The sequence below is a fragment of the Pseudoalteromonas sp. DL2-H2.2 genome (assembly GCF_021532535.1).
GTDB lineage: Bacteria > Pseudomonadota > Gammaproteobacteria > Enterobacterales > Alteromonadaceae > Pseudoalteromonas > Pseudoalteromonas rubra_A.
Genome location: NZ_JAKGBD010000003.1, coordinates 299,393 through 324,291, shown reverse-complemented (window position 1 = coordinate 324,291; position 24,899 = coordinate 299,393). Strand labels below are relative to the sequence as shown.

Annotated in this window: 22 protein-coding genes; 10 read left to right on the top strand and 12 right to left on the bottom strand. The window is 50.8% G+C overall.

The features are described from left to right. Positions 1-88 precede the first annotated feature (88 nt). A complete protein-coding gene (gene fadJ / locus L1285_RS07135; protein WP_046005955.1) occupies positions 89-2,188 on the bottom strand; it encodes a fatty acid oxidation complex subunit alpha FadJ in 2,100 nt (699 codons plus the stop codon). Then, positions 2,188-3,498 carry an acetyl-CoA C-acyltransferase FadI gene (gene fadI, locus L1285_RS07130; RefSeq protein ID WP_046005954.1) on the bottom strand — a complete coding sequence of 437 codons (1,311 nt, stop codon included), beginning with the start codon at positions 3,496-3,498 and terminating at the stop codon, positions 2,188-2,190. Before fadI ends, fadJ begins: the two co-directional genes overlap by 1 nt. A gap of 316 nt (positions 3,499-3,814) precedes the next feature. On the opposite strand from fadI, the gene L1285_RS07125 reads away from it, so the two are divergent. The 9 genes from L1285_RS07125 (at position 3,815) to L1285_RS07085 (ending at position 13,155) form a co-directional block, all read left to right on the top strand. Next, positions 3,815-4,771: an AAA family ATPase gene (locus tag L1285_RS07125; protein ID WP_054013946.1), complete on the top strand. Its 957-nt coding sequence runs from the start codon at positions 3,815-3,817 to the stop codon at positions 4,769-4,771. Positions 4,772-4,795: 24 nt separating this feature from the next. Beyond that, positions 4,796-5,734: a DUF58 domain-containing protein gene (locus L1285_RS07120; protein ID WP_046005952.1), complete on the top strand. Its 939-nt coding sequence runs from the start codon at positions 4,796-4,798 to the stop codon at positions 5,732-5,734. Positions 5,735-5,737: 3 nt separating this feature from the next. After that, positions 5,738-6,169 carry a DUF4381 domain-containing protein gene (locus L1285_RS07115; protein ID WP_235411548.1) on the top strand — a complete coding sequence of 144 codons (432 nt, stop codon included), beginning with the start codon at positions 5,738-5,740 and terminating at the stop codon, positions 6,167-6,169. After that, positions 6,162-7,151, top strand: coding sequence for a vWA domain-containing protein (locus tag L1285_RS07110; RefSeq protein ID WP_235411546.1), 990 nt, complete (start codon positions 6,162-6,164; stop codon positions 7,149-7,151). The genes L1285_RS07115 and L1285_RS07110 overlap by 8 nt, the downstream gene beginning before the upstream one ends. Continuing rightward, positions 7,148-9,055, top strand: a complete 1,908-nt coding sequence (locus L1285_RS07105) for a vWA domain-containing protein (RefSeq protein ID WP_235411544.1) — start codon at positions 7,148-7,150, stop codon at positions 9,053-9,055. Before L1285_RS07110 ends, L1285_RS07105 begins: the two co-directional genes overlap by 4 nt. After that, positions 9,049-10,680, top strand: coding sequence for a BatD family protein (locus L1285_RS07100; RefSeq protein WP_235411542.1), 1,632 nt, complete (start codon positions 9,049-9,051; stop codon positions 10,678-10,680). Before L1285_RS07105 ends, L1285_RS07100 begins: the two co-directional genes overlap by 7 nt. Positions 10,681-10,731: 51 nt before the next feature. Further along, a complete protein-coding gene (locus L1285_RS07095) occupies positions 10,732-11,247 on the top strand; it encodes a sigma-70 family RNA polymerase sigma factor (RefSeq protein ID WP_046005947.1) in 516 nt (171 codons plus the stop codon). Further along, positions 11,247-11,978: a DUF3379 family protein gene (locus tag L1285_RS07090; protein ID WP_235411540.1), complete on the top strand. Its 732-nt coding sequence runs from the start codon at positions 11,247-11,249 to the stop codon at positions 11,976-11,978. Before L1285_RS07095 ends, L1285_RS07090 begins: the two co-directional genes overlap by 1 nt. Positions 11,979-12,255: 277 nt before the next feature. Then, entirely contained in the window at positions 12,256-13,155 is a 900-nt protein-coding gene (locus L1285_RS07085) for a Tim44 domain-containing protein (RefSeq protein ID WP_235411538.1), read from the top strand. A gap of 543 nt (positions 13,156-13,698) precedes the next feature. Here the strand turns inward: L1285_RS07085 and L1285_RS07080 are convergent. Next, the gene (locus L1285_RS07080; RefSeq protein ID WP_235411536.1) at positions 13,699-13,866 is read right to left on the bottom strand and encodes a hypothetical protein; all 168 of its coding nucleotides are present in this window, start codon (positions 13,864-13,866) and stop codon (positions 13,699-13,701) included. Positions 13,867-13,974: 108 nt separating this feature from the next. Further along, the gene (locus L1285_RS07075) at positions 13,975-15,165 is read right to left on the bottom strand and encodes a helix-turn-helix domain-containing protein (RefSeq protein WP_235411534.1); all 1,191 of its coding nucleotides are present in this window, start codon (positions 15,163-15,165) and stop codon (positions 13,975-13,977) included. A 130-nt stretch (positions 15,166-15,295) separates the two neighbouring features. Between L1285_RS07075 and L1285_RS07070 the strand changes: the two genes are divergently transcribed. After that, positions 15,296-16,000, top strand: a complete 705-nt coding sequence (locus L1285_RS07070; RefSeq protein WP_235411532.1) for a hypothetical protein — start codon at positions 15,296-15,298, stop codon at positions 15,998-16,000. On the opposite strand, the gene L1285_RS07065 is transcribed toward L1285_RS07070, so the two are convergent. From L1285_RS07065 to L1285_RS07030, 8 genes are all read right to left on the bottom strand, one after another. Further along, complete coding sequence (locus L1285_RS07065) at positions 15,985-16,749, bottom strand: substrate-binding periplasmic protein (protein ID WP_235411531.1); 765 nt, start codon at positions 16,747-16,749, stop codon at positions 15,985-15,987. The genes L1285_RS07070 and L1285_RS07065 overlap by 16 nt on opposite strands. Before the next feature lie 61 nt (positions 16,750-16,810). Then, positions 16,811-17,821: a substrate-binding domain-containing protein gene (locus L1285_RS07060; RefSeq protein WP_235411529.1), complete on the bottom strand. Its 1,011-nt coding sequence runs from the start codon at positions 17,819-17,821 to the stop codon at positions 16,811-16,813. A gap of 169 nt (positions 17,822-17,990) precedes the next feature. After that, complete coding sequence (locus L1285_RS07055) at positions 17,991-18,404, bottom strand: hypothetical protein (RefSeq protein ID WP_130245801.1); 414 nt, start codon at positions 18,402-18,404, stop codon at positions 17,991-17,993. Between the two features lie 86 nt (positions 18,405-18,490). After that, complete coding sequence (locus L1285_RS07050) at positions 18,491-18,700, bottom strand: hypothetical protein (RefSeq protein WP_235411527.1); 210 nt, start codon at positions 18,698-18,700, stop codon at positions 18,491-18,493. Between the two features lie 23 nt (positions 18,701-18,723). Next, the gene (locus tag L1285_RS07045) at positions 18,724-19,677 is read right to left on the bottom strand and encodes an ornithine cyclodeaminase family protein (RefSeq protein ID WP_235411525.1); all 954 of its coding nucleotides are present in this window, start codon (positions 19,675-19,677) and stop codon (positions 18,724-18,726) included. A gap of 10 nt (positions 19,678-19,687) precedes the next feature. Further along, positions 19,688-20,764, bottom strand: coding sequence for a M24 family metallopeptidase (locus L1285_RS07040; protein ID WP_235411523.1), 1,077 nt, complete (start codon positions 20,762-20,764; stop codon positions 19,688-19,690). After that, positions 20,761-21,789, bottom strand: a complete 1,029-nt coding sequence (locus L1285_RS07035) for a proline racemase family protein (protein ID WP_235411521.1) — start codon at positions 21,787-21,789, stop codon at positions 20,761-20,763. Before L1285_RS07035 ends, L1285_RS07040 begins: the two co-directional genes overlap by 4 nt. Positions 21,790-21,846: 57 nt before the next feature. Continuing rightward, the gene (locus L1285_RS07030; RefSeq protein WP_235411519.1) at positions 21,847-24,858 is read right to left on the bottom strand and encodes a TonB-dependent receptor; all 3,012 of its coding nucleotides are present in this window, start codon (positions 24,856-24,858) and stop codon (positions 21,847-21,849) included. Positions 24,859-24,899 lie beyond the last annotated feature (41 nt).

The window sequence follows — 24,899 nt, the reverse complement described above, 5'->3', positions numbered from 1 at the left end:
CATCGCAATACACAGAGTATCTGTCTAATTTTAGCTGAAAATAAAAAAGCCGCATCAATGCGGCTTTTTTTAATGCTCAGACAAATGCTTAGCTGTAGTAAGCTTCGCCCGCTTCGGCCTTAGCCAGCAGCGGCTCCGCTGGTGTAAACACCGCGTTGTCCGTGGCATAAGTAGACAGCTCTGAACACACTTTGTTCAGACCGCGTTTGTCCATGTAGCTAAACGGCCCACCTAAGAATGGCGGGAAGCCAATACCAAAGATGGCACCAATGTCACCATCGCGGGCGCTATCGATGATACCTTCATCCAGACAGCGCGCAGCTTCATTGAGCATTTGCGCTACACAGCGGCTGGCAATTTCTTGCTTGTTCAGACGTGGTGCCGGTGTAATTCCCAGCAAATCATAGACAGACTCATCCACTTTCTTGCCTTTAGCTTCATATTTGTAGAAGCCCTTGCCGGTCTTACGACCCAGACGCTTGCTGTCGATCATGCGGGCAAAAGCATCCGGTGCTTTAAAACGCTCACCCAGTTCTTTTTCAAGAATGGGCGCAATCTTAGAGCCGATGTCCACACCCACTTCGTCCAACAGTGCCAAAGGTCCAACCGGGAAGCCAAACTCAACCAGGGCCTGGTCAATCTTTTCGATTGGCTCGCCCGCTAGCAGCAGGTTGGCCGCTTCGTTCACGTAAGGTGCCAAAATACGGTTTACATAGAAGCCCGCTTTGTCTTTTACCACAATAGGCGTCTTGCCCTGTTTGCGCGCAAAATTCACGGTACGCGCAATGGTCTCTTGCGATGTGCCCTCGTGCGGGATGATCTCAACCAGAGGCATTTTCTCGACCGGCGAGAAGTAATGCAGACCAATGACGTTCTCAGGACGTGCTGCTTTTTCAGCGATCTGCGCAATCGGTAACGACGACGTGTTACTGGCAAAAATGGTTTGCTCTGTACATTCGCGCTCGATATCGGCCACCATGCTTTGCTTCAGTGCCAAGTCTTCAAATACCGCTTCAATCACAATATCGGTATGACGCATGCCAGTGTAGTCAGTTGTACCTGTGATGCGGTTCATCGCCAGTTGCAGATCGGCCTTAGACAGAATGCGTTTTTTCTGCTTTTTAGACAGGATCTTGTAGCTGTAGCTTAATGCATTGCTGATCCCCTGATGCGCCACATCTTTGATGCGCACAGGTACACCGGCTTTTACCGCACTTACGTGAGCAATACCGCCGCCCATTAAACCGCCACCCAGTACCGCCGCGCGGTTAATCTTAGGCGCGTCGTCGCTTTGCCACTCTTTTTTCATCTCTGTGGTCGCGAAGAAAATGCCACGCAAAGACTGCGACACTTCGGTCATGACCAGGTCGGCAAACCCTTCGGCTTCTGTTTTGTAGGCTTTTAGTTCACCTAATTCAACTGAAGCACGTACGGCCTTGATAATAGCCAGTGGCGCCGGATAGTGACCACCAGTTTTCTTCTCAACGTTTTCCTGCGCTTTTTTGAAGATGATATTACGACCAAACGGATTTGATTCCAGCAGCTGGCTCAGCTTATCCAGCTTAGGTTTACGTGCTTTAGGCTTGCTGCCACGGGCCAGTTTAATGGCCACATCCAGTAAAATACTGTGCGGCACGCTGTCGTCAACCAGACCGGCTTTTTTAGCCTGCTTGGCACGCACTTGCTTGCCCGTCAGCATCCATTCTAATGCTTTTTGAATACCCACCAGTTTTGGCAGACGTTGTGTGCCGCCACCGCCTGGTAACAGGCCCAGTTGTACTTCTGGCAAACCTAATTTGGTTTTATCGTCATCACTACATACGCGATAATCACACGCCAACGCGAATTCAAGACCGCCACCCAGTGCCGCACCATGAATGGCCGCAACCGTTGGGAATGGCAGCTTCTGCATTTTGAAAAATGCCTGCTGGCACATTTCAGATAAGCGCAGCGCGTCTTCGCGGGTTTTTGCCTGATCCAGCATTTTGATGTCGGCACCGGCAATAAAGTTATCGTCTTTGCCGCTGACAAACACCATGCCAGTTACATCATCGCTGCGACCCTGCTCCAGGATAGTCAGCAATTCATCGGCAAAGCTGTCGCGCAGCGTATTCATCTTCTCGCCCGGCACATCGATGGTGACGATGGCCACGCGGTGGCTGTTTAATTCATAACTAAATACTGACATTATGCACTCTCCAATACAAAGGCTGCACCCAGACCACCAGCCGCACAAGCTGTAGTCAGCGCAAGTCCACCGCCGCGACGTTTCAGTTCATTCAGGGTTTGCGTGATCAAACGCGCGCCTGTTGCCGCAAACGGGTGTCCATAGGCCAAAGAGCCACCGTTTACGTTGAATTTATCCATATCGATTTCACCCAGCGCTTTGCTGCGACCCAGCTTCTCCTGAGCAAACTTATCAGAGGCAAACATCTTCATGTTAGCCAGAGTTTGCGCCGCAAACGCTTCATGCATTTCAATTAAATCTAAGTCTTGCAGAGTCAGACCCGCGCGCTCCAGTGCCAGTGGCGTGGAGTGAGCCGGACCCATCAGCATGTCTTCGTGCACGCCGATAGCGGTAAACGCATAGTTGCGCACATAGCCGAGGATCTCGTAACCCAGTGCTTTGGCTTTGCTTTCGCTCATCATCAGTACCGCTGCGGCACCATCAGTAAGCGGCGTTGCGTTTGCCGCAGTAACCGAGCCATGTTTGCGATCAAAGACCGGACGCAATTTGGCGTAGCCTTCCAAAGACGAGTTCGCACGAATGTTGTTATCTTTGTCGATAAAGCCTTTGTACGGCTCAACATGTGCCGTCATGACTTCGTCTTTTAACAAACCTGCATCCCAGGCTTTAGCAGCCAGAGTGTGCGAGCGATGCGCCAGCGCATCCTGGTCGGCACGGCTGATGGCATGGGTTTTGGCCATTTGCTCTGCCGTTTGACCCATAGACAGGCCCGTTGAGTATTCCGCAACGGCCGGCGGTACTGGCATCAAATCTTTCAGTCTGAGCTTTGAGAAAATCTTCAAACGCTGTGACAAGGTACGTGCTTTGTTTAAATCAACCAGGCTGCCAGCCAGCTTTTTGCTCACACCAATGGGGAGTACAGACGATGAGTCCGCACCACCGGCGATACCCACCGCCGTATGACCTGCAATAATAGACTCGGCAACATTGGCGACCGCCTGAAAACTGGTGGCACAAGCACGAGATACAGAATAGGCATCGACGGATACCGGCATGCCAGTGCCCAGTACGATTTCACGCGCAATGTTTGGCGCTTCCGGCATTTGCACCACCTGGCCGAAAACCAGCTGGTCGATTTCGTTTTTATCTATGTTGAGGCGTTCCAGCATTTCATTGACAACGACCTTACCCAGGTCCAGTGCCGGTACGTGGTGATAGGCCGTAGCCTGCTTCGCAAAGGGTGTACGCAGACCAGATACAATGGCGATGCGGTCCCCTTTTGTTGTTTTTAGAATGTGTTGTTCAGACATGAATTTTGCTCTCCCGCTGACAGGTCTGACCTGTTATTGTCGTTTGATTCTAAACAACCGAATCCTTAATGCCAATAGCAAATTGGAAAATCTTATCATTCGAGCACGACTCACAGGGCCTATCCGATTGCCGCTTTTAAATCTAGCCTGATTTTTGCTCAATTCAAAAAGTCACTGAAAAATAAATGAAGTTTTGGGAACTTTCGTCTGCTTCAGTGTCTAATCAAGTTACAAAAAATCGCCCGCAAAACCTTGAGTTTTGCGCCTTAATCCTTATAAATAAGCAAAAAATTTGTCACAACAAGGACAAAGCACCATGGCAGTAAACGCATTTAGTGAACTGAAAAACTATCTCGACTCTCAAATTTTAGGTCAAAGCGCACTGACAGAGGCACTGTTGATTGCCTTGCTGGCAGATGGCCACCTACTGGTAGAAGGCCCGCCAGGACTGGCCAAAACCCGTGCTGTAAACGCACTGGCCAAAGGTATAGAAGGCAGCTTTCAGCGTGTTCAGTTTACCCCGGACTTGTTGCCCGCCGATATCACTGGCACCGACATCTATCGCCAGCAAACCAGCGAGTTTGTGTTTGAAAAAGGCCCTTTATTCCATCATCTGATTTTGGCGGATGAAATTAACCGCGCGCCGGCTAAGGTGCAGTCAGCCTTGCTCGAAGCCATGGCAGAGCGGCAGATCACGGTAGGCAAAACAACTTACCCGCTGCCAGAGCTGTTTATGGTAATGGCAACGCAAAACCCGCTTGAACAGGAAGGCACCTATCCACTGCCTGAGGCGCAGCTAGACCGCTTCCTGTTGCACCTGAACATTGATTACCCGCAAGCGAGCACTGAGCTTGAGATCCTGCGCTTAACGCGTGGCGAAGCACTGTCGGAACAAACTGCGCAGTTTACGCCGATTTCACAGCAAACCTTATTTGAAGCACGCAAAAAAGTGCTGTCACTGCATCTGGCCGAACCGCTTGAGCACTATCTGGTGCAGTTGATCATTGCGACCCGTGAAGCCGCTAAGCTGGATCAACAGCTGGGTGCCTGGATTGAATACGGCGCCAGTCCGCGGGCCACCATTGCGCTGGATAAGTGTGCGCGCGCACATGCCTGGTTGCAGGGTCAGGATTTCGTGACACCGGATGATATTCAGGCGGTGCTGCACAATGTGCTGCGTCATCGTATTATTCTGAGCTATGAAGCGCAGGCGGACGGGATCAGCAAAGATCAGGTGATCAGCCGTATTCTGGAACTGGTCCCTGTGCCATAAGTGGTCGCGATGATGAAGCATTCAATGCAACACACCGATCACACCCAGTGGCTGGCACAAAGCCACAGCAATGGTGTTGAGCTGACACTCAAAGAGCTGCTTTATTATAAGAGCAAAGCGCGCTTGCTGGATCTCAAGCCCAAGCGCGCCATCCGCAGTGATCAGGCCGGGCAATATCTGGCACCACACAAAGGCCGGGGCATGGAGTTTGCCGAGGTACGTCAGTACCAGTATGGTGATGATATTCGCGCTATCGACTGGCGAGTAACGGCACGTACAGGTGAGGCCCATACCAAGCTGTACCAGGAAGAAAAAGAACGTCCGGTGTTTATTTTCTGCGATCTGTCCAGCTCTTTGCTGTTCGGCAGCCGCCTGTTGCTCAAGTCTGTTCAGGCTGCACATCTGAGTGCCCTGGTTGCCTGGTCCGCATGCGCGCGCGGTGACCGGCTCGGTGGTGTGGTGTTCAGTGAGCAAGGCCACCATGAGCTTAAGCCCACTGCACGCGACAAAGGCGTGCTGGCATTTTGCCACCAGCTGTGTGATATCCACACGCAGAGCCTGGCTCAGCGCGGCGAAAATCTTGCCTCGACGTTTGATAATAACCTGAAACGTTTGTCGCACCTGGCCAAACCCGGCAGCCTGATCTACCTGATCTCCGATTTCAGCCAGCTTAACGAGGCCAGCTTTAAACAGCTTGAGCATCTCAGCCGACACTGCGAACTAATTGGCTGCCAAATCAGCGATCCGTTCGAGCATACCCTGCCCGCCTATAAAGATGCGATTGAAGTCAGTTCGGCTTCAGGTAGCTGGACGCTGCCACTGGCGGATAAACAATTCAGGACCCGATTTGCCGAGCAGGCTGAGCAGGCTTTCCAGACCCGGCTGGCCCGCTTACAGCGCGCTGGTATGAGTATGCAAACGTTTTGTGCCTCAGCACCAATAGAAACACAGATCTGCAGGTAAGTGATGATGCAAAACCCTTTAGATGCACTACATGATGTGATCCCGCCCGAGCAGGTGAGCTGGTGGCCGCTGACCCCGGCCAGCTGGGCTGTGATCCTTGTCGCGCTGCTCATCGTGAGTGCCTGTATCTGGCTGGCAGTCAGACACTGGCAGCATAATGCGGCGAAACGAGAAGCCATTAAACTGAGTCAGCAGCATACTCAAGATGCCCTGGCGCTGCATGGCATACTCAAACGCCTGACCCGACATTACTACGGTACTGAACAGGCCGCTCAACCGACAGCACAGTGGCAGCGATTGCTGAACAAGCTCACTCGTCAGCAGTTTAGCCAGCAGGACCTCAGTTCGCTTTACAGCAGTCAACCCACGGTGGATTGCAGCAAACTGGTGACGGCTATCAAAACCTTTAAAACCAAAGAGGCCGTGCATGTTTGAACTTGACTGGCCACTGGCCTTACTGCTGTTACCCCTGCCCTGGCTGATTGCCCGTTTTAAACCAACTGCGGCACAAACTCAGGTACGCCTGCGGATGCCAGGCTACCAACAGCAAAGTGCAAGCTCGCAAAACCTTAAACGTCCAAAGCGCAGTGTAAACCTGATTGAAGCCTTGATCTGGCTGTGCCTGGTTGTGGCGCTCAGTGGCCCCAGCTGGCTCGATGATCCAATCACCTTGCCCAATGAAGGTCGCGATATCATGCTGGCCGTGGATTTATCGGGCTCAATGACAGAGCAGGACATGGCCTACCAGGGCAAATATGTTGATCGCCTGTCGGTGGTCAAAGCCGTGTTGTCTGACTTCATTGTCGAGCGACAAGGGGATCGCCTCGGTCTGATTTTGTTCGGTGACACCGCATTTTTGCAGACCCCACTGACCCGCGACTTGCAAACCGTCAGCCAGATGCTGCTCGAAGCACAAATCGGCCTGGTGGGCCGGGCAACCGCCATTGGCGATGCCATAGGCTTGTCGGTCAAACGCTTCAACCAAAAAGAGCAAAGCAGCCGCATTCTGATCCTCCTTACCGACGGTCAGAATACCGCGGGCAACCTGAGCCCGGAAGAAGCCCTGATCCTGGCCCGTGAAGAAGGCATTAAAATTTACACCGTCGGCGTCGGCTCGGATGGCCGTGGCGGTTTCAGCCTGTTTGGCATGGGCGGAATGACAGGCAGCAGCATAGATGAAAACACCCTGAAACACATAGCCTCAGAAACCGGTGGCGCCTATTTCCGCGCTAAGGATGTAAAAGGACTGCAACAGATCTATGCTGAGCTGGACAAGCTTGAGCCGGTTGCCGATGAAAACCAAACCTTCAGGCCCAGGCAGTCACTGTTTTATTTGCCTTTGCTGATTGCACTGGCGCTGTGGAGCCTGACTTTACTGACTCATGCCATCAGACAATTGCGAGCTAAGCCACTATGACAGAGTTTATTTTTATCCGTCCAACGATATTATGGTTACTGCTGCCGTGGCTACTACTGACGGGAGTGCAATGGCTTAAACGACATCGCAGTAACGACGAGCAGTTAATCGCCCCACACCTTGCGCAGGTAGTGCTGGAAGCGGGTCCGCGCAAGCAAAGTAAAAGTACCCCCTGGCTGGTGAGCCTGTTATTGCTGCTGGGTATATTAGCTGCAGCCGGACCGAGCTTTGAGAAGCACACAGTCCCGGTGTTCAAAAGCAAACAGGCCCGGGTGCTGGTCATGGATATGTCTTACTCCATGTTTGCCACCGACATTCAGCCCAACCGGCTCACTCAGGCCCGCTTTAAAACTCTGGATATGATTGAGCAGTTTACCGAAGGCGACACCGCTTTGGTTGCTTATGCAGGAGACGCCTTTGTGGTATCTCCCCTGACTGACGATGTCAAAACCCTGGCCAACCTGGTACCCAGCCTGAGCCCAGACATCATGCCCAGCAAAGGCGCTAATGTGCTGGCGGGGCTGGATCAGGCTAAGACTTTACTGGATCAGGCCGGTTACACTGAGGGTGAAATTATCCTGATCAGCGACGAGGTCGAGCAGGAAGAGCTGGCAGATATCGCAGACTTGTTAAATGGTACAGGTTACCGGCTACACGTTTATGGTATTGGCACGCTAGACGGTGCGCCAATTGGCCTGCCTGAAGGTGGTTTTTTGAAAGACCGCTATGGGCAGATTGTGGTACCGAAACTGTATCCTGAGCGTCTGTCTGCGCTTGCCTCGAGACTCGGTGGCCGCTATGCGACTTATACTCCCAGTGACAGTGACATCAAAACCTTTGCCCCATCCAAAGTGACCGATCTGGACAGTAATGAACAGCCAGGCGAAACGCTGTGGCACCTGGATGCAGGTAAATATCTGTTGTTTATCATTGTGCCGCTGGCGCTTTGGCTGATGCGCTCACAGCCGCTCACTTTGGGATTGCTTGTGGTTGCGTTACTGCAACCACAAGTCGGGTATAGCGCAGACTGGACCAGCTGGTTTAAAAATCAGGATCAGCAAGCGCTGGAATCGTATCAACAAGGCAAATTTGAGCAAGCCCAGGTCGCTGACGATCCGCTGTTGAAAGGCACCGCGTTATATAAAGCCGGTGATTATGAGCGTGCAGCCGAGCAGCTTAAGCACACCACATCTGCCAACGGGCAGTATAACTATGGCAATGCACTGGCAAAGTCGGGACAACTCGACCAGGCCATTGAAGCCTATGAGCAAGCCCTGAAGCTGGACCCCGACTTTAAGCAGGCACAGGAAAATAAACAGCTGGTCGAAAGCCTCAAGGAGCAACAGCAGCAGTCTCAGCAACAAAATGGCGACCAGTCTGATGACCAGGAGCAGTCCGGCGATCAGCAAAGTGATCAGCAGCAAGACGGTGAACAGCAAAACGGGCAACAATCAGGCGAACAACAGGACGAGCAATCGCCTTCGCAATCTGACTCTGAACAACAGTCTGACTCTGAGCAACAATCAGACGCGTCACAAAGTGACACACAAAACCAGCAAAACGCTGAGTCTCAAAAGACACCTGAGTCAGACAATGACAATGCCCCTGAGCTTGCGCAACCGCAGCAGCAAGAAGCGCAGGATCAACAAGCTGAACAGGCTGCTCAGCAGATGCAGCAGGCACAGCAACAAGCTACTGAAGATGAAAGTCAGCCACAGGGGGCACAGCAAATGATGCAAAGTCGCCCACTGACACCAGAAGAAAAAGAAAAAGCACAGCAACTCGATCAGTTACTGCGTAAAGTACCAGACGATCCTGCTATCTTGCTGCGCAACAAAATGTTATTGGAATCACAACAACGGGTGCGTCAGCGCCGCCCGCGAGGAGTAGAAAAATCATGGTAACGCGATTACTGGGATCCGTGATCTTACTTATTATAATGATGCCTGTCTGGGCTGTGGACCAACTCAGCGCCAGTGTCGATAAAAACCCGGTGCTGGTGGGCGAGTATTTTACCCTGACCATAGAGGCCAACGGTAAAGTGTCTGGTGAAATACCCGATACCAGCGCGCTGAGTAGTCAGTTTGTTACCAGCCCAATCAGTACCAGCTCACGTACCAGTATTATCAATGGCAGTATGAGCAGTACCACCAGCTGGCAAATGCAGCTACTCTCCCGCAAAGCCGGGGAATTTACCATCCCCAGTTTTGAGGTAGCAGGTCATCAGTCTCGCCCTATCAAACTCAAGGTACTGGCCCGTGAGCAAGATGGCGAGGCGCAGCAAAATATCTTTATTAAGACCGAGCTAAAACCGGAGACATTACATGTCCAACAGGCGGCCTTATACACGGTGAAATTGTATCTTGGTCAGGATCTGCTCGATGGCCAACTCAGCGCCCCACAGATGCAGGATGCGCAAATCGCCCAACTGGGGAAGCAAAATGAAGACTATGAAATCGTCAATGGTCGTCGTTATATGGTGGTCACGCGGGAATATCTGGTACAGCCACAAAAAAGCGGCACCTTTACGCTGGAGCCGCCTATTTTTAATGGCCAGATCCGCGATGGCTACCGTCGTATGGCCGTATCCGCGATGGGCGACAGCATTGAGGTGGAGGTACAGCCCATCCCGAACGACTATTCCGGCACCTGGCTGCCCAGTGAACTGGTTAACCTCAGCGAAGAATGGCAGCCGAGTGACCAAACCGTGATGGTTGGCACACCCATTACCCGCACCCTGACACTCACCGCACTGGGCGTTACAAAAGAGCAGTTGCCTGACATTCAGGTCCCTGACGTCGATGGTTTCAGAACTTATCCGGATGAGACCGATCGCAAGCAAATGACCCGCGATGGCCGGGTGATTTCTCAGCTGATCGCCTCCTATGCCCTGCTGCCCCAGACACCCGGCACCTATACCCTGCCTGAGATCAAGGTGCCCTGGTTTAATACCGTGATCAACAAAGTGCAATATGCCACCTTGCCATCAAAAACCATTGAGGTAAAAGCCGACCCCAACCAGGTTTCGGTCGCGCCCGCTCCGGTTATCAACGCGCCACAACAAACAACAACCCAGGCCGAACCACAAATTGTGATCCAGCCGGCAGATAAAACCTGGCTGGACTGGGTACTGATTGCCTCCGGCTATGTGTTGTGGCTAATTACTCTGGCTATCTGGTTTGTGACAAGCCACTCAACGCCACGTAAACCGGCAGCGCCTGAGCCGACAAGCAAAACGCCCGATGAAGCTGAGGCACTTAAGCAGCTCAAGCGAGCAGCAAACGCGTCAGATACGCCAGCCTGTTATCAGGCGCTTAAAGCCCTGGCTCGGGCACAAGACTATGCGCATCTCGCTGCCTGGCGTCATCAGCTCAGCCCGGAGTTGCAAAACGAAATTGCAAAGTTGCAAGGCGCACTCTATAGTGCCAACCAGGAGAGCGTCGATCTGAGCTTACTGTACCGCCTTCTGGCGACGCAGCACAAGCAGGTCAAAAACGCGAAAAAACAAACTCTTGAACCGTTATATTAATTTTTCTTCGGTTTAATGAAATAACTTTGCTAAAGACAAGGTCTTATTAGCATGACCACAAAACAAAAACGTTACGAAAGTCTGGTCCAGGTTTACAACAAGGAGCTTTATCGCTTTGCTTACTGGTTGTGCCAGGACCCGACCATTGCCGAAGATTTGGTTCAGGAAACCTTTTTACGCGCCTGGCGTTCTCTGGACGCCTTGCAGGATGACAGCGCAGCCAAATCCTGGTTATTAACCATATTGCGGCGTGAAAATGCGCGTCGTTTTGAACGCAAACAATTTGATTATGCCGATGTTGAGCAAGACACCCTGGTTGATGCAACCAGTGCTTCACCCGACTCACAGACAGAGCAAATGATGATCCAAAGACAGATCAGCCTACTGTCAGAGGAATATCGGGAGCCGCTATTGTTGCAGGTGGTAATGGGCTGCTCCGGCGAAGAAATTGCACAGATCCTGGAACTCAACAAAAACACCGTGATGACCAGGCTCTACCGTGCCAGAAACCAATTGAAAGAGGCTTTAACACAAGTGACCGAAACAGCAAAAGGGGCATCAAACTGATGGATGAACTCGAATTTCGTCGCCGCTTGTTTGCCGACCCCAATGATAAGGACGTAATTGCGCAGGCAGACACAGACTCGGCCAAACAACGTCTCGTCAAAGAGATGCAAGATTTTGACGCGACGCTACACAGCGCACTGGATATTTCCGTGCCTGATGATCTGGCGCAGAAGATCCTGGCAAAGCAGCAGGCTGATACCGACACCTCCAGCAAACAAAGCGCAGAAGTGAAGCAACTGGCCTGGTATCGGCGTTTTAAGACGCCGCTGGCCACCGCAGCCTCGGCCCTGCTGGCGGTATCTTTGTATTTTGCTACATCGGTGCATGCACCTTTGCAAGCCGGGGAGCACGCCTTGCAGCATGTGTATTATGAAGCAGAGGCATTGGCCCTTACAGATGAAGTACAGCTTCAGGAGGTCAATGAGAAACTGGCCATGTTTGGTGGCAAGCTCGAAGCCATGCCCGGCAAGGTGACCTATGCCACATTCTGTAATTTCAAAGGGCAACGTAGTTTGCATTTGGTTTTTCAGTCGGAGCATGGGCCGGTGACTGTTTTTATTGTGCCAACCGACAGCACTGACGCAGCAAGCACTCAGCAGCGCTTTGCCGATGAGCGCTTTAGCGGCAGCATCAAACCCGGTGAACGGGCAGATACCATTTTAGTAGCCAATCTGGATACTCCACTTGAACAATATCAGACCGCGGTAAACGACTCGCTGCGCTGGTTATAATCCATTATCTATATTCTGGCCTTAGCGCCCCCACAGTTGGGCGCTGAGGCTTTGGCTATCACGAGTAAATAGTTGATAGTAAAAATGCATTGATCAGGTATTTACGAATGATCAGCAAGAATATTTCGACGCTACGCCAAAACCCAGTAAAAGTCTTTAAATACAGCGATTTAAAAAAATTTAGAGCATATTCCATATGACTGTGCTCTTGAAATTGCTTCGCTTCACCTCATTGATTCACTACAATGCATTCAGATCAAAAACCCAGAGGAACACCATGAAACAATTTGTTGTTTTAATGACACTCATTGCCGTTCTGGTATCTACCAGTTTCAGTGCAGAAGCACGCAAAAAATTCGGCAGTAAAAAAAGCGCGGGTAAGACCCACGCAACCAGTACCACAGCACAGAAAAAACAAGTCGACACCAAAACCCTGGCACCCAATACCGCCGCTAAGCCTAAATCAAACAAAAAAGGCATTATGGCAGGCGTGTTGGGCGGCCTACTGGCCGGTGGCCTTATCGCAGCCATGATGGGCGATGACTTTGAAGGCTTCCAGTTTATGGAAATGATCCTGTTCGCAATCCTGGCATTTGTGTTATTTAAGGTCATTAAGTCCTTTATGACCAAGCGCCAGCAGCCGCATATGGCCGGTATGCCGCAGGGTGGTAACTTTGGCGGCGGTAACTTTGGCCAGAATAATGCGGGCCAGGGTCAAAACCAACCAGCTCAGTTCCGTCAGCAGCCACAGCCAGCCCCGGTAAGCGGTGGATTTGGCCAGCAACAGGAACAGGTTCCTTTCAACCTGCCTGCAGACTTTGATGTAAATGGTTTCCTGCAAGGCGCACGCGATCACTACCATACCGTTCAAAATGCCTGGAACCAGAGCGATTTCGCCACCCTGGCAGAATACCTGAGCCCTGAACTGGTTGAAGAGTTTAAGCAAGACCGCGCACAACAAGGTGACGTTGCAACAGAAGTCATGTTTGTTGATGCACAATTAGTACGTGCAGAAACCTCCCCAGTTGCCTGGGAAGTGAGCGTGATGTTCAAAGGTAAATACCGTGACCTTGGTGACAAGCAGGAAGAGCCAATCCATGAGATCTGGCACCTGGAAAGAAAAACACAGGGCGACGCGCCTTGGGTTATCGTCGGTGTAGAAGACTTAATCGACTAGTCCGGCAGTGCTACCAGTGTGACTTGCTGGTAGCACTATCCCTCATTCAATTGATTACCTCACCTGAGCAAGCAATCCCCTGCTTTACACACATTTAGTAAACCTTAACACTCAGCCAGAACCTAAGCGCACTCCCCCGATATTACTGGATTGATCCGGCGCGTACTCAATCACCTTGAAACATCCCCCGGTATCTGATGTACCGACATTAATGTTATCTGTCTCACTGGATGGCCGTACTTATCTTCAGAATCACTAGCAGGCTTCAAGAATTTTAGTAATGAGACACAAGTAATCGTTGAAAATGCAGGACACACCTGTTTATGCGCTCGCCACAAGTCTGCCACTCCATCAGCTGGTTTTTGGTTGATGAGTCAGTGGTTAAACACAAGATTTCAGTGCCGTTAACTGATTTGCTGTTTAATAGATAATTGATTTATTCTTAAGAAAATATGCAGGTTGAACGGGGAATAAATGCGAACATCCTGATAGTCCGCCACCTCAGCGTCAAACTAAGACGCCGAGGTCATCTAATATCGAGAATTAATCCCGACACGCACCACCAGTACAGCCCCAGTTAGGCTCACTGGCAACACACTGTTTAAAGTTAGTGATCTCCTGGTGCTTACCACCCGCTACCTGAGGTGTCTGATCAGCTAGTAGTTGACTGTTTCCGGAAAGATTTTTTAGTTTATTTATTTTAACTTTCATTTTTAATTCCTTGTTCATTTAATGTTCACAACCAGCCTACCCCTTAAAGTTAACCATTGCAACCACTTAAATTCACCAATATGCAACAAAAATTGTACTTAAACACATCTAGGGTGAGACTTGTTGCTTTTTCTTATATTCCCCCGGTGTCATTCCCATCTGAGTTTTAAAAGCCTTATAAAAGGAAGATCGTGCATTAAAACCCACCGCCATCGCGATATCCAAAACGGTTTTGTCACCTGCAACTAACAGCTCTGCAGCAGCATCAATCCGGGCTTTGTTTACATAATCAAAAAAAGACTGACCTAATGTCTGATTTAAAGTTTGAGACACATAGTTTGCTGACACCTTCAGATAGTCCGCCAGCTTGTACAAGGTCAGGTCCGGCTCCAGATAGAGCTGCTCAGTTACCACAGCCGTATGAATTTTACTTGCGATCCGGCTTGCCTGCTCATCACTTAAGGCAGAATGGCGATACTTGGTCAGCGCGTTTTCTTCTTTCTCTGCACCAGTCACAGTGTCTGTCACTGCTGGCAGCTCCGTGAGATGATAAATTTTATCAAATCCGGGTTTTTGTCTTAACGACCAGTAGAGTAGCAGCCAGACGGTCACAGCAGTCAAAATCGCAACGCCGCCTTCACGCAATAAGGTTGGGTGAGAGCTCAAGTCCTGAAGCAAAGTGAGCGCCAGCCAGCCCCAGGTAAACAGCATTAGCAGCAATACAACCCCCAGCCAGCCCAGCTCTCGCTCTGTTGTGCTGGCAAACACCGCATGTAGCTGACGTCGGTAGGACAGTAAGTTGCACCAGGTTTTGATGACATAAACCAGGCTCTGCATCGGCCAGAACAGCATCACTGCGATGATCAGCCTGACGGTAAAGCGTGCTTCCATTGCCAGTTCAACGTCTCCCTCGGCGAAAAAAATATCCTGTAAATCCGATTCAGGCAGGCTCAACAGGCTCACTGACAATACACACGACATAATAGCTGGGACAAAATGCCAAACACTCTTACGAGTAAATCGCCAGGGGCGCGCTGATGTTAAGCCCCGCGTATACAGATAAAAGCAGGGAAACAGCAACAGCCAGGCAGGCACTATCGCCGCGATATAGACATAGCGGGCGGTTGGAAATTGCGCAAAGATAAGCGGGCCGGCCAAAACCACAAACAGAGCAGTAAGAAACAATGCCAGTGCACGGTAACAGTGCCAGCGCCTCGCTCTGCCAATCAGAATAGTCAATGCCAGGCCCAGTGCACCGAGTAAAAAGGTATAGACAAACGTCCATTCAGCATCAAACAAAACTTATCAACCTTATGATATTTATACTTATAATTATTAGAAGTGTCCTGACCTGTAGTATTGGACGACAGGCTTTGTGGGTCAGTATAAAGTGCAACACAACCACATCGCAATAAACAGGAAGAATAAGATGGAACAGATCACAATGACTATGCTAGCGCATATAATCACAGGCACCCTTGCCATCGTTGCAGGTGTTATTGCCTTAACCGTTGCAAAAGGTAAATCTTTACATGCCTCGGCTGGCTCCTGGTTTGTCTACACTATGCTCATTATGGCTTTCAGCGGCACTTTGATTGCACTATTTCAGCCCATGATCATCACCGCCATCGCGGGTATCTTTACCACTTATCTGGTGCTTAGCGCTTGGCTGGCAGTGAAGGCTGCGCCTAACACCCGGGGAAAGTTTGATTACACATTACCTGTGTGTTCACTGTTGATCATCCTTGCCAGCCTTTACTTCAGCGGTCAGGCAGGAACCAGCCAGGCTGAGATAAAACACGGCATAAGCGCTTATGATTACTACTTTTTTGTTTTACTCGCTGGCTTATCTTTTCTTGGCGACGTATGCCTAGTGTATGCGGGCGGGCTTAACCCAAAACCGCGATTGTTTCGCCATTTATGGAGAATGACTTTTGCTTTGTTTATATCGGTTGGCTCGTTCTTGTCACAAGGTGCGACAAAAGTATTACCACAATCTCTGATAGACTCGGGCTTGCTGGCATTACCTGAACTGTTTATCTTACTGGTTATCGTTTACTGGGGCTTTAAACTCAGTTTTGGCAACAAGATACGCCAGTGGCGTGCCAATCGCGTAGCTCAGTCTTCCTCCTGAGAGAGGTGACGTCGGCATAGCTCGCTTGCCACCGTGCTCTGCCGACAGTGTTCTGAAATCACTTGGTTTTCTGCTTTTTTTATCAGCGCCGCCAGCTCGCCACTTTGCATCATACGGCGCAACACGCCATCAACTTTATCAACCCAGTGCTGCTGATCTTTGTGGATATAGTGGTAAAGTTCCAGTACACGAAAGCTGCGCTGGTGAGGGACAACATTCTCGATCCCTGCCTGCGCTAGCATGACCAGACCGTCAATCCGATTGGTCAACGCAACGTCGGCCAGCCCCTTAGACACCAGATTTAACGCCTGTATGGTGGTATCCGTATCCTCCACCTCAGGCATGCCCTTAGTAATGTTATTGGTATGTTTTACGCCGCGTACTTTTGCAATTCTGTATTTGCTTAGGTCTTGCTCGCTGTGAATATCCAGTTGCGCATCGCTACGCACGAACGCCATGGTCTCCAGGGTGTAATAAGGTGTCGGAACACGAATGGTATGTGGGTTCTCTTCGCCATAGCTGAAGATCCGCATTATTTCGCCATGCCTTTTGCCGCTGCGCACCAGCTGCTGCGCCCGTTTTCCTGGGTAGGGCGTGATCACGATAGATACATTGAGTTTGCGGTATACCTGGGGCAAAACCAGACGACCGACTTCCTGCTCAATCAGATAGTTAATTGATACAAACTGCAGCGGCCCAGCGGACGCCTTGTTGCACAGCAAAAGCAACAATAACAGGTACTTCTTCATCGGCCAACCGAGCTTTTAAGGTGATGTTTATTCGATTATTTTAGTACTGATGGAGCAAATATCAATGATTGGTCGTGCAAGTTTCAACATTACCTTTATTACAATAATGGTAATCCAGATAATAATGAGACTGTGCCGGCTTGATACGTCGGGTGATAAATTGATGCAAGAGCTCTGTCCCCAGACGCCCCATTTCAAAGGGCTTTTGCCCGATGTTGGTTACAGACAATCCCCTTTGTAGTGCCTTGAGCTGACTATTCTCGGTATCGGCTGAAATGATCACCCTTTGCTGCCTGGCTATCTGAGATTTAAACTGAGACATGCGATTAATATAGTCAGGATTAAACTGAGCAAACCCGGCAACAGCAACAAAGATAGGGGGATCGGGATACTTCATCATAGTAACAAGTTGATCCAATGCATCCGAGCGTCTGCCCAGTGTATAGAGCGGACAACGATAATGTTCAACCCAGCCATTTTCACCCGACAGCCTTTTTTCACTTTGCCCAGACAGTGCGTGGCGCACCCCTGCAATGCGTTGGTTCAGGTTTGGGGTTGTCTGATGCCCGGATTGCAGACAAATAAACTGCTTTTCACCGGATTTAAAGCGTTTTGCTTCTTCGCCGAGCGCCATTCCAAAGTCAAAATTATTGGTGCCGACGTAAGTGAGTCGATAGGCCTTATGTTCCGGGAGCAGATCCGAGTCAAACGTGATAACCGGAATGGCTTTTTTAGCCGCCTGTTTTAGCGCGCCCTCAACCAGGAACTGAGAGTCAGTAGTGGAGATGAGTAAACCATCAATACCCTTTCGCAGTAGCTCTTTGACGATCAATACCTGAGTTCTGACATCCTGATAGTCATCGGCACCATCGTAAATACAGTTAACGTTGGGATAATCGCGAGCAAAGCGCAAGCACCCTTTGTACGATTGCTGATAAAAGCTGTCGTTTTTGGTCTTGCCGACAATGGCAATATTGATAGGGACCTGTGAACTGGTCGCACTATACACCGACCCTTGCCAGAGCATTAATGTGACAACAAAAAATGCAAAATGCGCGATCCAAAGCTTCATGCAAGTGTCTGGTCCGGTAACTGCCTACTTGTTAACAGTGTAACCAAATCACATTAAAAAACAATTGCCTTAGTGCTCAAGGAATATTAGAAAAGGTCAGGTGCAAAGGGTGCGGATATCTCAGGTAAATGCCTGTCTATCGCAGCACCACTTTGAACCAGGAAGTAGATTATTTACAACTGAATGCCAACGTAATTTGATAGGGTTCGCCCATTGAGTCTTCAGCGATACCGCCACCAATGCTCATGGCTGCCCCCACATCATCAACGGCATTTTCACCAAAGATCCACATCGCGGTCCCTGCGGCTTCCACTGCCGTTGCGATATTACGTTGTTGCAGATAGTCCTGCTCGGGCATTGAGCCCATATAGGTAATGGTTTCATTTTGAATATAGGCATGCCCAAGACTTTGTTTGTCGCAATAATGGTTGGCCTGCTCCAGCGCTTCCTTACCTGCTGCCTCTCTGGTTTCTGCGGTTAAGTTCACATAGTGCTTGCCGTCAGCAGAAGGACGAACGTTATTGTGATGTGCGCAGCCACTTGCAAAAATGGCGACCAAAGAGAATGCAATCCAGTTTTTCATACGATTTACCCTGACAGTGTTTATTTTATTCGGGTTAAGTGTATAAAGTCTCCCCGTGCCTTTCAGTGAGAGAGTGTTTGAAAATGTTAAGTGTGCACAATGCCATGGTCATCGGCGAATATCTGGCATACCTTGCCCGAATGAAATCGCTCGAACAAAACCGGGTCGTAGAGCAGCGTATCACTGGCAAGCACGCCTGCATATCGATACGTCACCAGCATATGTGCCTGATGACACACCAGCGGGTTAAGCAAGCGTCGATCCCTGACTAACACCAGATCAATGACTGGGCACATGCGGCAGCGCTGTTTGTTTTTCCTTACAAATTTCCACACTCGACCTGCTCCAGCACTAGTTTGGCCGCCAGTAGATCGCTCAATGCTGTGCCAACGGATTTAAACAGTGTGATGTCGCTGCAATGCGTGCGCAATGAGTGGTTTTTTCTGGCCATATCAGCCAATTCAGCTTCCACTTGATCTGCACTGAACACCCCTTCAGAGATGGGAATGAGTAACTCTCCCGCTTCATTAAGTACATTGGTCTTGCTATCAACGAAGACCCGACTGGCAAGTATTGTTGCTGTATCGAGCTCCCGGGCCATTTTATGGTGATTGCCAATTGCGTCGATGTGTGTGCCCTCGCTCAACCAGCGCCCATCAAACAGGGGGCTGTGGCTGCCCGTCGCTGTGCAGATAACATCCGCAGAGGCGATTATTGCGGCCTGACTTTGACCTAATTCGAATCTCACCTTTGGATACTCCTGAGCCAGCAGCGCCCTGAGCGTAGCCACTTTGTCCGGGTTTCTGGCAACCAGCGTCACCTTGTCGTAATTTCTTACCGCAAGATGTGCACGCACCATATAAGGTGCCAGATTGCCCGACCCGAACATGACTAAGTGACTGGCGTCTTCCTTAGCCAAATAAGACGCCGCGAGTGCGGAAACCGCGGCGGTGCGCCATAGCGTCACCTGTGTGCCATCCACCAGCGCCAGCGGCTCGCCATGTTCGCGGCCAAACAACATGATTTTTGAATATAAACTGGCTTTACCTTTTGCCTCATTGTCAGGAAAGTAAGTAAAGGCTTTAACCCCAATCACGGAGTCATTCCAGGCGGGCAGCACGGCAAAAGCGTCGTGATTTGTCGCCTGTGTGTCCAGCTCGAACACACTGCGCCTGGGCATGGCATGTTCGCTGGCAAATCCGCGCTGTAGCGCCGCAATCAAAGCAGGAAAAGTCAGTGCCTGGTGCACCTGCTCTCGGTCTATTACTTTCATCTTGTCTCCCTCACAGTTCAAAATCTTGTGGTGCATGCGTCAACAACTCATAGCCTGATGCCGTAATGACGATGTCCTCTTCCAGTCTCACACCACCAAATTGCGGAATATAAATACCCGGCTCAATGGTGATCACATTACCCGCTTCAAGGCGATAGTCGACGCCAGGTTTGATAAAAGGCTGTTCATGCAGAAACAAGCCCAGGCCATGTCCCAGCCCCTCCCCTGCATACTTGGCGAATTCACTGTTTTGAAGTACCGCGTGCGCCGCTGTATTGAGTACCTGACAATCAACGCCTGAAGACGCATGTGCCAACGCTGCTTGCTGGGCGGTTTGTACCGTATCAAACATGGCGCGCTGCCTGTGACAGGGCGTGCCGTAAACGTAAGTGCGCGTCATATCCGAGCGATAACCACCAACAACGGCACCAAAATCAATCAGGATCAGGTCGCCGTGCTTGAGCTTCTGTATTGACGGGCTGCCATGCGGTAAGGCACTGCGTGCACCAAACAGGAGAATAGTGTCAAACGACACGCCTTCAGAGCCCAGCTTTTGCATGCGATAATCCAGCTCCAGCGCCAGGTCGCGCTCACTGACACCTGCTTTCACAAGGGACAAAGTATCCGCCAGGGCCTTGTCAGCGAGTTGCGCCGCCTGGCGAATGCAGTCGATTTCCTCTGCGGTTTTGACTTGTCTTAATTGTTCTACCAGTCCCCGAGTGGGCGTTACAGTGCGCCCTGACAATTCGCCGCTGATCTCTTGCCACTGGCCCACATCAATATGGGCAGCATCGAACACGAGCGCCTTTAGTTCACCAGACAAACGGCTCAGGCATTGCCCCAGACTTTCGTGGTCTCGCTGTCTGAGTATCACTTCAGCGTGTTCGGCCTCTGCCTGCGCACGCTCAGCATAACGATAGTCGGTGATCAACAGACACTGCTCAGCACTGATGAGCAAAGTGGCTGCGTGGCCGCTGAACCCGCATAAATAACGAATATTTTCATAGCCAAACACCACCATAGCATCATAACCCGATGCGCTGAGCTGGCTGCGTAAGATCGTTTGTCGTTGCAAATATTGATTCATCGTAAAATAAAGCCTTGTTGGAGTGGATCCTCAGGATCCAGACAAAATGTATGTTCGCCGACGACATACGCCTCGCCGGACACTTTTGGTCGAACTGCCTGCCGGGCACCATACTGACACAGAGCATCAATACTGACATCAAAACCACAGCCCAGGATCCCCTCGATATGAATGACCTCATTCACCGCCAGCGTCCCCCGGGCAGCCAGCAAAGCCACTCTGCCACTGACACCTGTGCCGGTTGGACTGCGATCGAGCGACCCGTCGGCAAAAATGCAGACATGGCGGCTGTGGCAATGTGCTCCGCTCACCTGAGAATTGGAGTAGAACACAACGCCATATAAAAAACTCAGCGAGGCATCTTCAGGGTGCGCAAGTTCAATCTTGCCCGTTAATGCCCGTTTTATTTTTCTGCCCAGGCAAATAATCTCTTCGCTATTTTGCAGATCCAGCGCCAGGTCGAGTTGGTCGGCATCGACATACGCATAATAGGCACCACCAAACGCAATATCGCAGAGCACCGTGCACACTCCCGCGAGCACCGCCGCCACGTTGAATTGGCAAACGAAAGAGGGGACGTTATAAAATCCCACCTGCTTTTTATTCGGTGAATAAAACGCACAGATCTGTCCTGCGGGCGTATCCATGTTGAGTCGCTGCTCCCCATCCAAGCCAGCTCCTTGTGCTCTGGCCAGCTCAGCCAGCGCTATCACGCCGTGGCCACACATAGTGGAGTAGCCTTCATTGTGCATAAACAGCACGCCAAAGGCGCTATCGGCACGCTGGGGTTCTGTGAGTAATGCGCCATACATGTCGGCATGGCCGCGCGGCTCAAACATCAGCGCTTTGCGTATCTTTTCGTAGTGCGCCATGCAATATAAGCGCTTTTCAACCATACTGGTGCCTTGTGGCTCTGGCAGGCCGGCGGTGATAATGCGCAGCGGCTCACCCGCGGTGTGCATATCCAGTGCCTGGATCTGAGTCCAGTGCGAGTGAATGCGCCAGGAAGTTAAGTTATGTGTCATCAATCCTCCATAAAGAAAAGCCGGGCTTTAAGCCCGACTGACCAGGGAAAGCTTCAATCAGAAAGTAAAGCGTGCAAGCAAAGAAACAAACCGCTCTTCCTGACGACGTGTCACCAGGCCATAATCCGGATTCAGCTCGAGTTCCTGACCTTCCACCGAGCTGTTACGAGTTCTGGTTTCGGTGATATCCAGCGCCGCATCGTTGTTCAGCAGATTGTAAACTGTGGCCTTAAGCATCAGATCATGACCCGAGATATCGGTATTGTAGGCCATTGATAAGTCAAAGCTTGTGAGCCATGGTAGGTTGTCAATACTGCCTCGCGGGGCTGGATTGCCATGCTCATCATAGTGACTGACATGACCATAGTCCCGGCTCACACACGCATCCCAAGGGCTACCTGTTTTACAGCTATCCACATTACGCGGATGTAAGGATAAATAGTTTGTCGGCCGCCCGGAAATGGCGCGCGCAACCATGCCCAGCGTCAGCTCATCGGTCAACTCATAGGCGCCGGAAAACTTGATTGCATGACGGTGATCATTAGGTAGATCTCCGTACCCATTATCCATCAGGTCCGCATAGTCATAGGACGTTGTCCAGCCTGGATCGGCCTGGTTATTGTCGGTCTTGACCAGACCTTCAGTGTTACCGTAGCTATGAGACCAGGTGTAGGACGAATTGATCCGAAACCGGTCTGTCACATTACCTTCCAGAGTCAATTCCAGTGCCAGATACTTGCGCTTAGCCTGTTGCAGGGCCAGCTCATCAGCACTGAGGGTGATCTCATCAACCTGCCCATCACCATCAAAGTCGTAACTCATGGTAATGGCCTCACCCGGGTTATTCAGCACATAGTAAGAGCTCTGTCCGACGTTATCCTCGATCCCCAATTCAGCCAGTTTTTTGGCCAGTACAGGACCCACGTCGGTATCTTCCACGCTGCGCCCTAAGTCACGATAGATGGCGCGAATTCCAAGCGCCATATCGCCAAACACTTCCTGCTGGTAACCCAGAGTGAACTCATCCGAATACATTGGTTTAAGGGAGGATGACGCTATCAGACCGGGCTCTGTGATCCCCCTTTGTCGCCAGTAACGCTCTCGCAATTGCGCCCCTCTGCTGGGCGCGCCATCAGGGTCCAAAACTGGCACGCCATTGGCGTCAACCTGATCCAATGCAAAGTACTCAAACCATTCAATGGATGACGAGCCCAGTGTTACGTTCATGTTGGCCGACACAGGCTGAAAGTAACGCCCATAGGTTGCAAAAATCTTAGCGCTGCCATCGCCGTGTAAGTCGTAAATGGCTTGCAACCTGGGCGCGATTTGCCCTGTCATATCGACAAACGCTTCACCGGTTGAGGTCGAATTGTCAAACTCGCTGTATCTGACCCCCAGGTTAAGCACTAGGTTGTCTGTTGCCTGCCAGCTGTCGTTCACATACAGTGCCAGCGACGTAGAGTCGGATTTGTTCCCCACTTCCCGGGTGCGCACGCGACGCTCAATATAGTCCGTACCCTGAGGTGCGCCCGAAATATCATCCTCCGACGCCGTTAAGATAGTCCACCAGCCCTGCGCCTCGCCCAGACCATTTTGTCCTTCGTAATAATCCACCGTAATTTTGCTGTAATCGATACCAAACGACACTGAGTGCAATTCCAGATCCCAGGTAAAGTCCAGCTTAAACTGATCGCGAATAAACTCTTCTTCGGTGATCCCGCTGGCGGTATGTGAGGAGACAGTAACAAAGCCGTCACGCTCATCCCAGACACCCGGATCTGTCGAAGCAACCACATTTTCCACGTTTTCCGACACCCGCCCAACGACAGCGGAAACACTGAAAAAATCGTTGATATAGCCGTTATAGTTCAGGCTATATACTTTACCGCCATCTTCACCCGGTGCGGCAACCCCTCTTTGCTCTCCCACCACATTGGTTTCCCAGTCGTACGCAAAGGAAGTAGTTTCCCAGGTTCGCTTGTTGTTCATCGCAGAAAATCCCACAGAGTGATCTTGGTTGATAAACCAGTCTAACTTGGTGAACCAGCGATCTTCCTCCCGCGCCCGGTCGTTATAGACCGTTTGTCTGGCCCAGGTTTCATTTTCCCGGTAAGGCGCCAGCAGACCATAGAAAAACAGTGAGTCCTCAATCAGTGCACCACTTGCCCACACCTGAAACTCTTTATACGTCTCAGTAGATTGTTGAGTATTGGTGTAGTAGCCGACCACCCCGTTTTGCTGGTATAGGGCGTCGTGCTGGCTGCGTAAGCTATCCGGGTCGTAGCGCATCTCTACGCCTAATTTGAAATCATTATCACCGGATTTTGAAACCGCATTCACGATTCCGCCCAGTGCGCCACCAAACTCGGGGCTCACTCCCCCCGTTTTCACCTGAGTTTGCGAAATTGCTTCCCATGGCAGACGTATTGAGCCCAGTCCGGTACGAATGCTGGTGACATTGAGGCCGTTAAAGTAATAGCCATTTTCTGCCGACGAAGACCCCCCAAAGCTGGAGGCGTCTTTAAACTCGGAGCCACCAGGCTCTGCGGTGCCCGGTGCCAGCAGCGCAATACTCTCAAAGCCGGTATTAACAGGCATAGCTTTAATTTCTTCGTCTGTATAGGTCACGCCTGCGGTGGAAGAAGCCATATCAACGCGACGAATGGCCGTACCTGATACCGCGATGCGCTCGATATCCGACGCGCCGATGCGATTAAGCTGCGCATCCAGTAGCACCGACTGGCCGATGCTGACCTGAACCTGCTCTTCAAGCACAGTTTCAAACCCGTCCTTACTGATCGATACCCGATATTGACCGACCGGTAAGTTACGCAGAATATATTCACCCTGAGCATTGGTTCTGACGCTAAATGTCAGCCCTTTTGCTTTGTGAGTAAAGATGAGCTCCACATCGCTCAGATCATTGCCCTGACCACTGACGATACTACCTCTGATCAAACTGTTGCCATCTGCAGCAAATGCAGGTACCGCGCCACCTAATGCCAGTGCGATTGCACTCGCAGCCAGCGTTTGACGGATCACCTGCGTATTATTTTTATTGTTACGCATTTTTAATTCCTGTTGAGTTCCCATTGATGCTGTGCCTGTCA

What these genes read in the sequence shown, in the direction of transcription:
- fadJ (WP_046005955.1), bottom strand. Translation starts at nt 2,188, where the DNA reads ATGTCAGTATTTAGTTATGAATTAAACAGCCACCGCGTGGCCATCGTC.
- fadI (WP_046005954.1), bottom strand. Translation starts at nt 3,498, where the DNA reads ATGTCTGAACAACACATTCTAAAAACAACAAAAGGGGACCGCATCGCC.
- L1285_RS07125 (WP_054013946.1), top strand. Translation starts at nt 3,815, where the DNA reads ATGGCAGTAAACGCATTTAGTGAACTGAAAAACTATCTCGACTCTCAA.
- L1285_RS07120 (WP_046005952.1), top strand. Translation starts at nt 4,796, where the DNA reads ATGCAACACACCGATCACACCCAGTGGCTGGCACAAAGCCACAGCAAT.
- L1285_RS07115 (WP_235411548.1), top strand. Translation starts at nt 5,738, where the DNA reads ATGATGCAAAACCCTTTAGATGCACTACATGATGTGATCCCGCCCGAG.
- L1285_RS07110 (WP_235411546.1), top strand. Translation starts at nt 6,162, where the DNA reads ATGTTTGAACTTGACTGGCCACTGGCCTTACTGCTGTTACCCCTGCCC.
- L1285_RS07105 (WP_235411544.1), top strand. Translation starts at nt 7,148, where the DNA reads ATGACAGAGTTTATTTTTATCCGTCCAACGATATTATGGTTACTGCTG.
- L1285_RS07100 (WP_235411542.1), top strand. Translation starts at nt 9,049, where the DNA reads ATGGTAACGCGATTACTGGGATCCGTGATCTTACTTATTATAATGATG.
- L1285_RS07095 (WP_046005947.1), top strand. Translation starts at nt 10,732, where the DNA reads ATGACCACAAAACAAAAACGTTACGAAAGTCTGGTCCAGGTTTACAAC.
- L1285_RS07090 (WP_235411540.1), top strand. Translation starts at nt 11,247, where the DNA reads ATGGATGAACTCGAATTTCGTCGCCGCTTGTTTGCCGACCCCAATGAT.
- L1285_RS07085 (WP_235411538.1), top strand. Translation starts at nt 12,256, where the DNA reads ATGAAACAATTTGTTGTTTTAATGACACTCATTGCCGTTCTGGTATCT.
- L1285_RS07080 (WP_235411536.1), bottom strand. Translation starts at nt 13,866, where the DNA reads ATGAAAGTTAAAATAAATAAACTAAAAAATCTTTCCGGAAACAGTCAA.
- L1285_RS07070 (WP_235411532.1), top strand. Translation starts at nt 15,296, where the DNA reads ATGGAACAGATCACAATGACTATGCTAGCGCATATAATCACAGGCACC.
- L1285_RS07065 (WP_235411531.1), bottom strand. Translation starts at nt 16,749, where the DNA reads ATGAAGAAGTACCTGTTATTGTTGCTTTTGCTGTGCAACAAGGCGTCC.
- L1285_RS07060 (WP_235411529.1), bottom strand. Translation starts at nt 17,821, where the DNA reads ATGAAGCTTTGGATCGCGCATTTTGCATTTTTTGTTGTCACATTAATG.
- L1285_RS07055 (WP_130245801.1), bottom strand. Translation starts at nt 18,404, where the DNA reads ATGAAAAACTGGATTGCATTCTCTTTGGTCGCCATTTTTGCAAGTGGC.
- L1285_RS07050 (WP_235411527.1), bottom strand. Translation starts at nt 18,700, where the DNA reads ATGTGCCCAGTCATTGATCTGGTGTTAGTCAGGGATCGACGCTTGCTT.
- L1285_RS07045 (WP_235411525.1), bottom strand. Translation starts at nt 19,677, where the DNA reads ATGAAAGTAATAGACCGAGAGCAGGTGCACCAGGCACTGACTTTTCCT.
- L1285_RS07040 (WP_235411523.1), bottom strand. Translation starts at nt 20,764, where the DNA reads ATGAATCAATATTTGCAACGACAAACGATCTTACGCAGCCAGCTCAGC.
- L1285_RS07035 (WP_235411521.1), bottom strand. Translation starts at nt 21,789, where the DNA reads ATGACACATAACTTAACTTCCTGGCGCATTCACTCGCACTGGACTCAG.
- L1285_RS07030 (WP_235411519.1), bottom strand. Translation starts at nt 24,858, where the DNA reads ATGCGTAACAATAAAAATAATACGCAGGTGATCCGTCAAACGCTGGCT.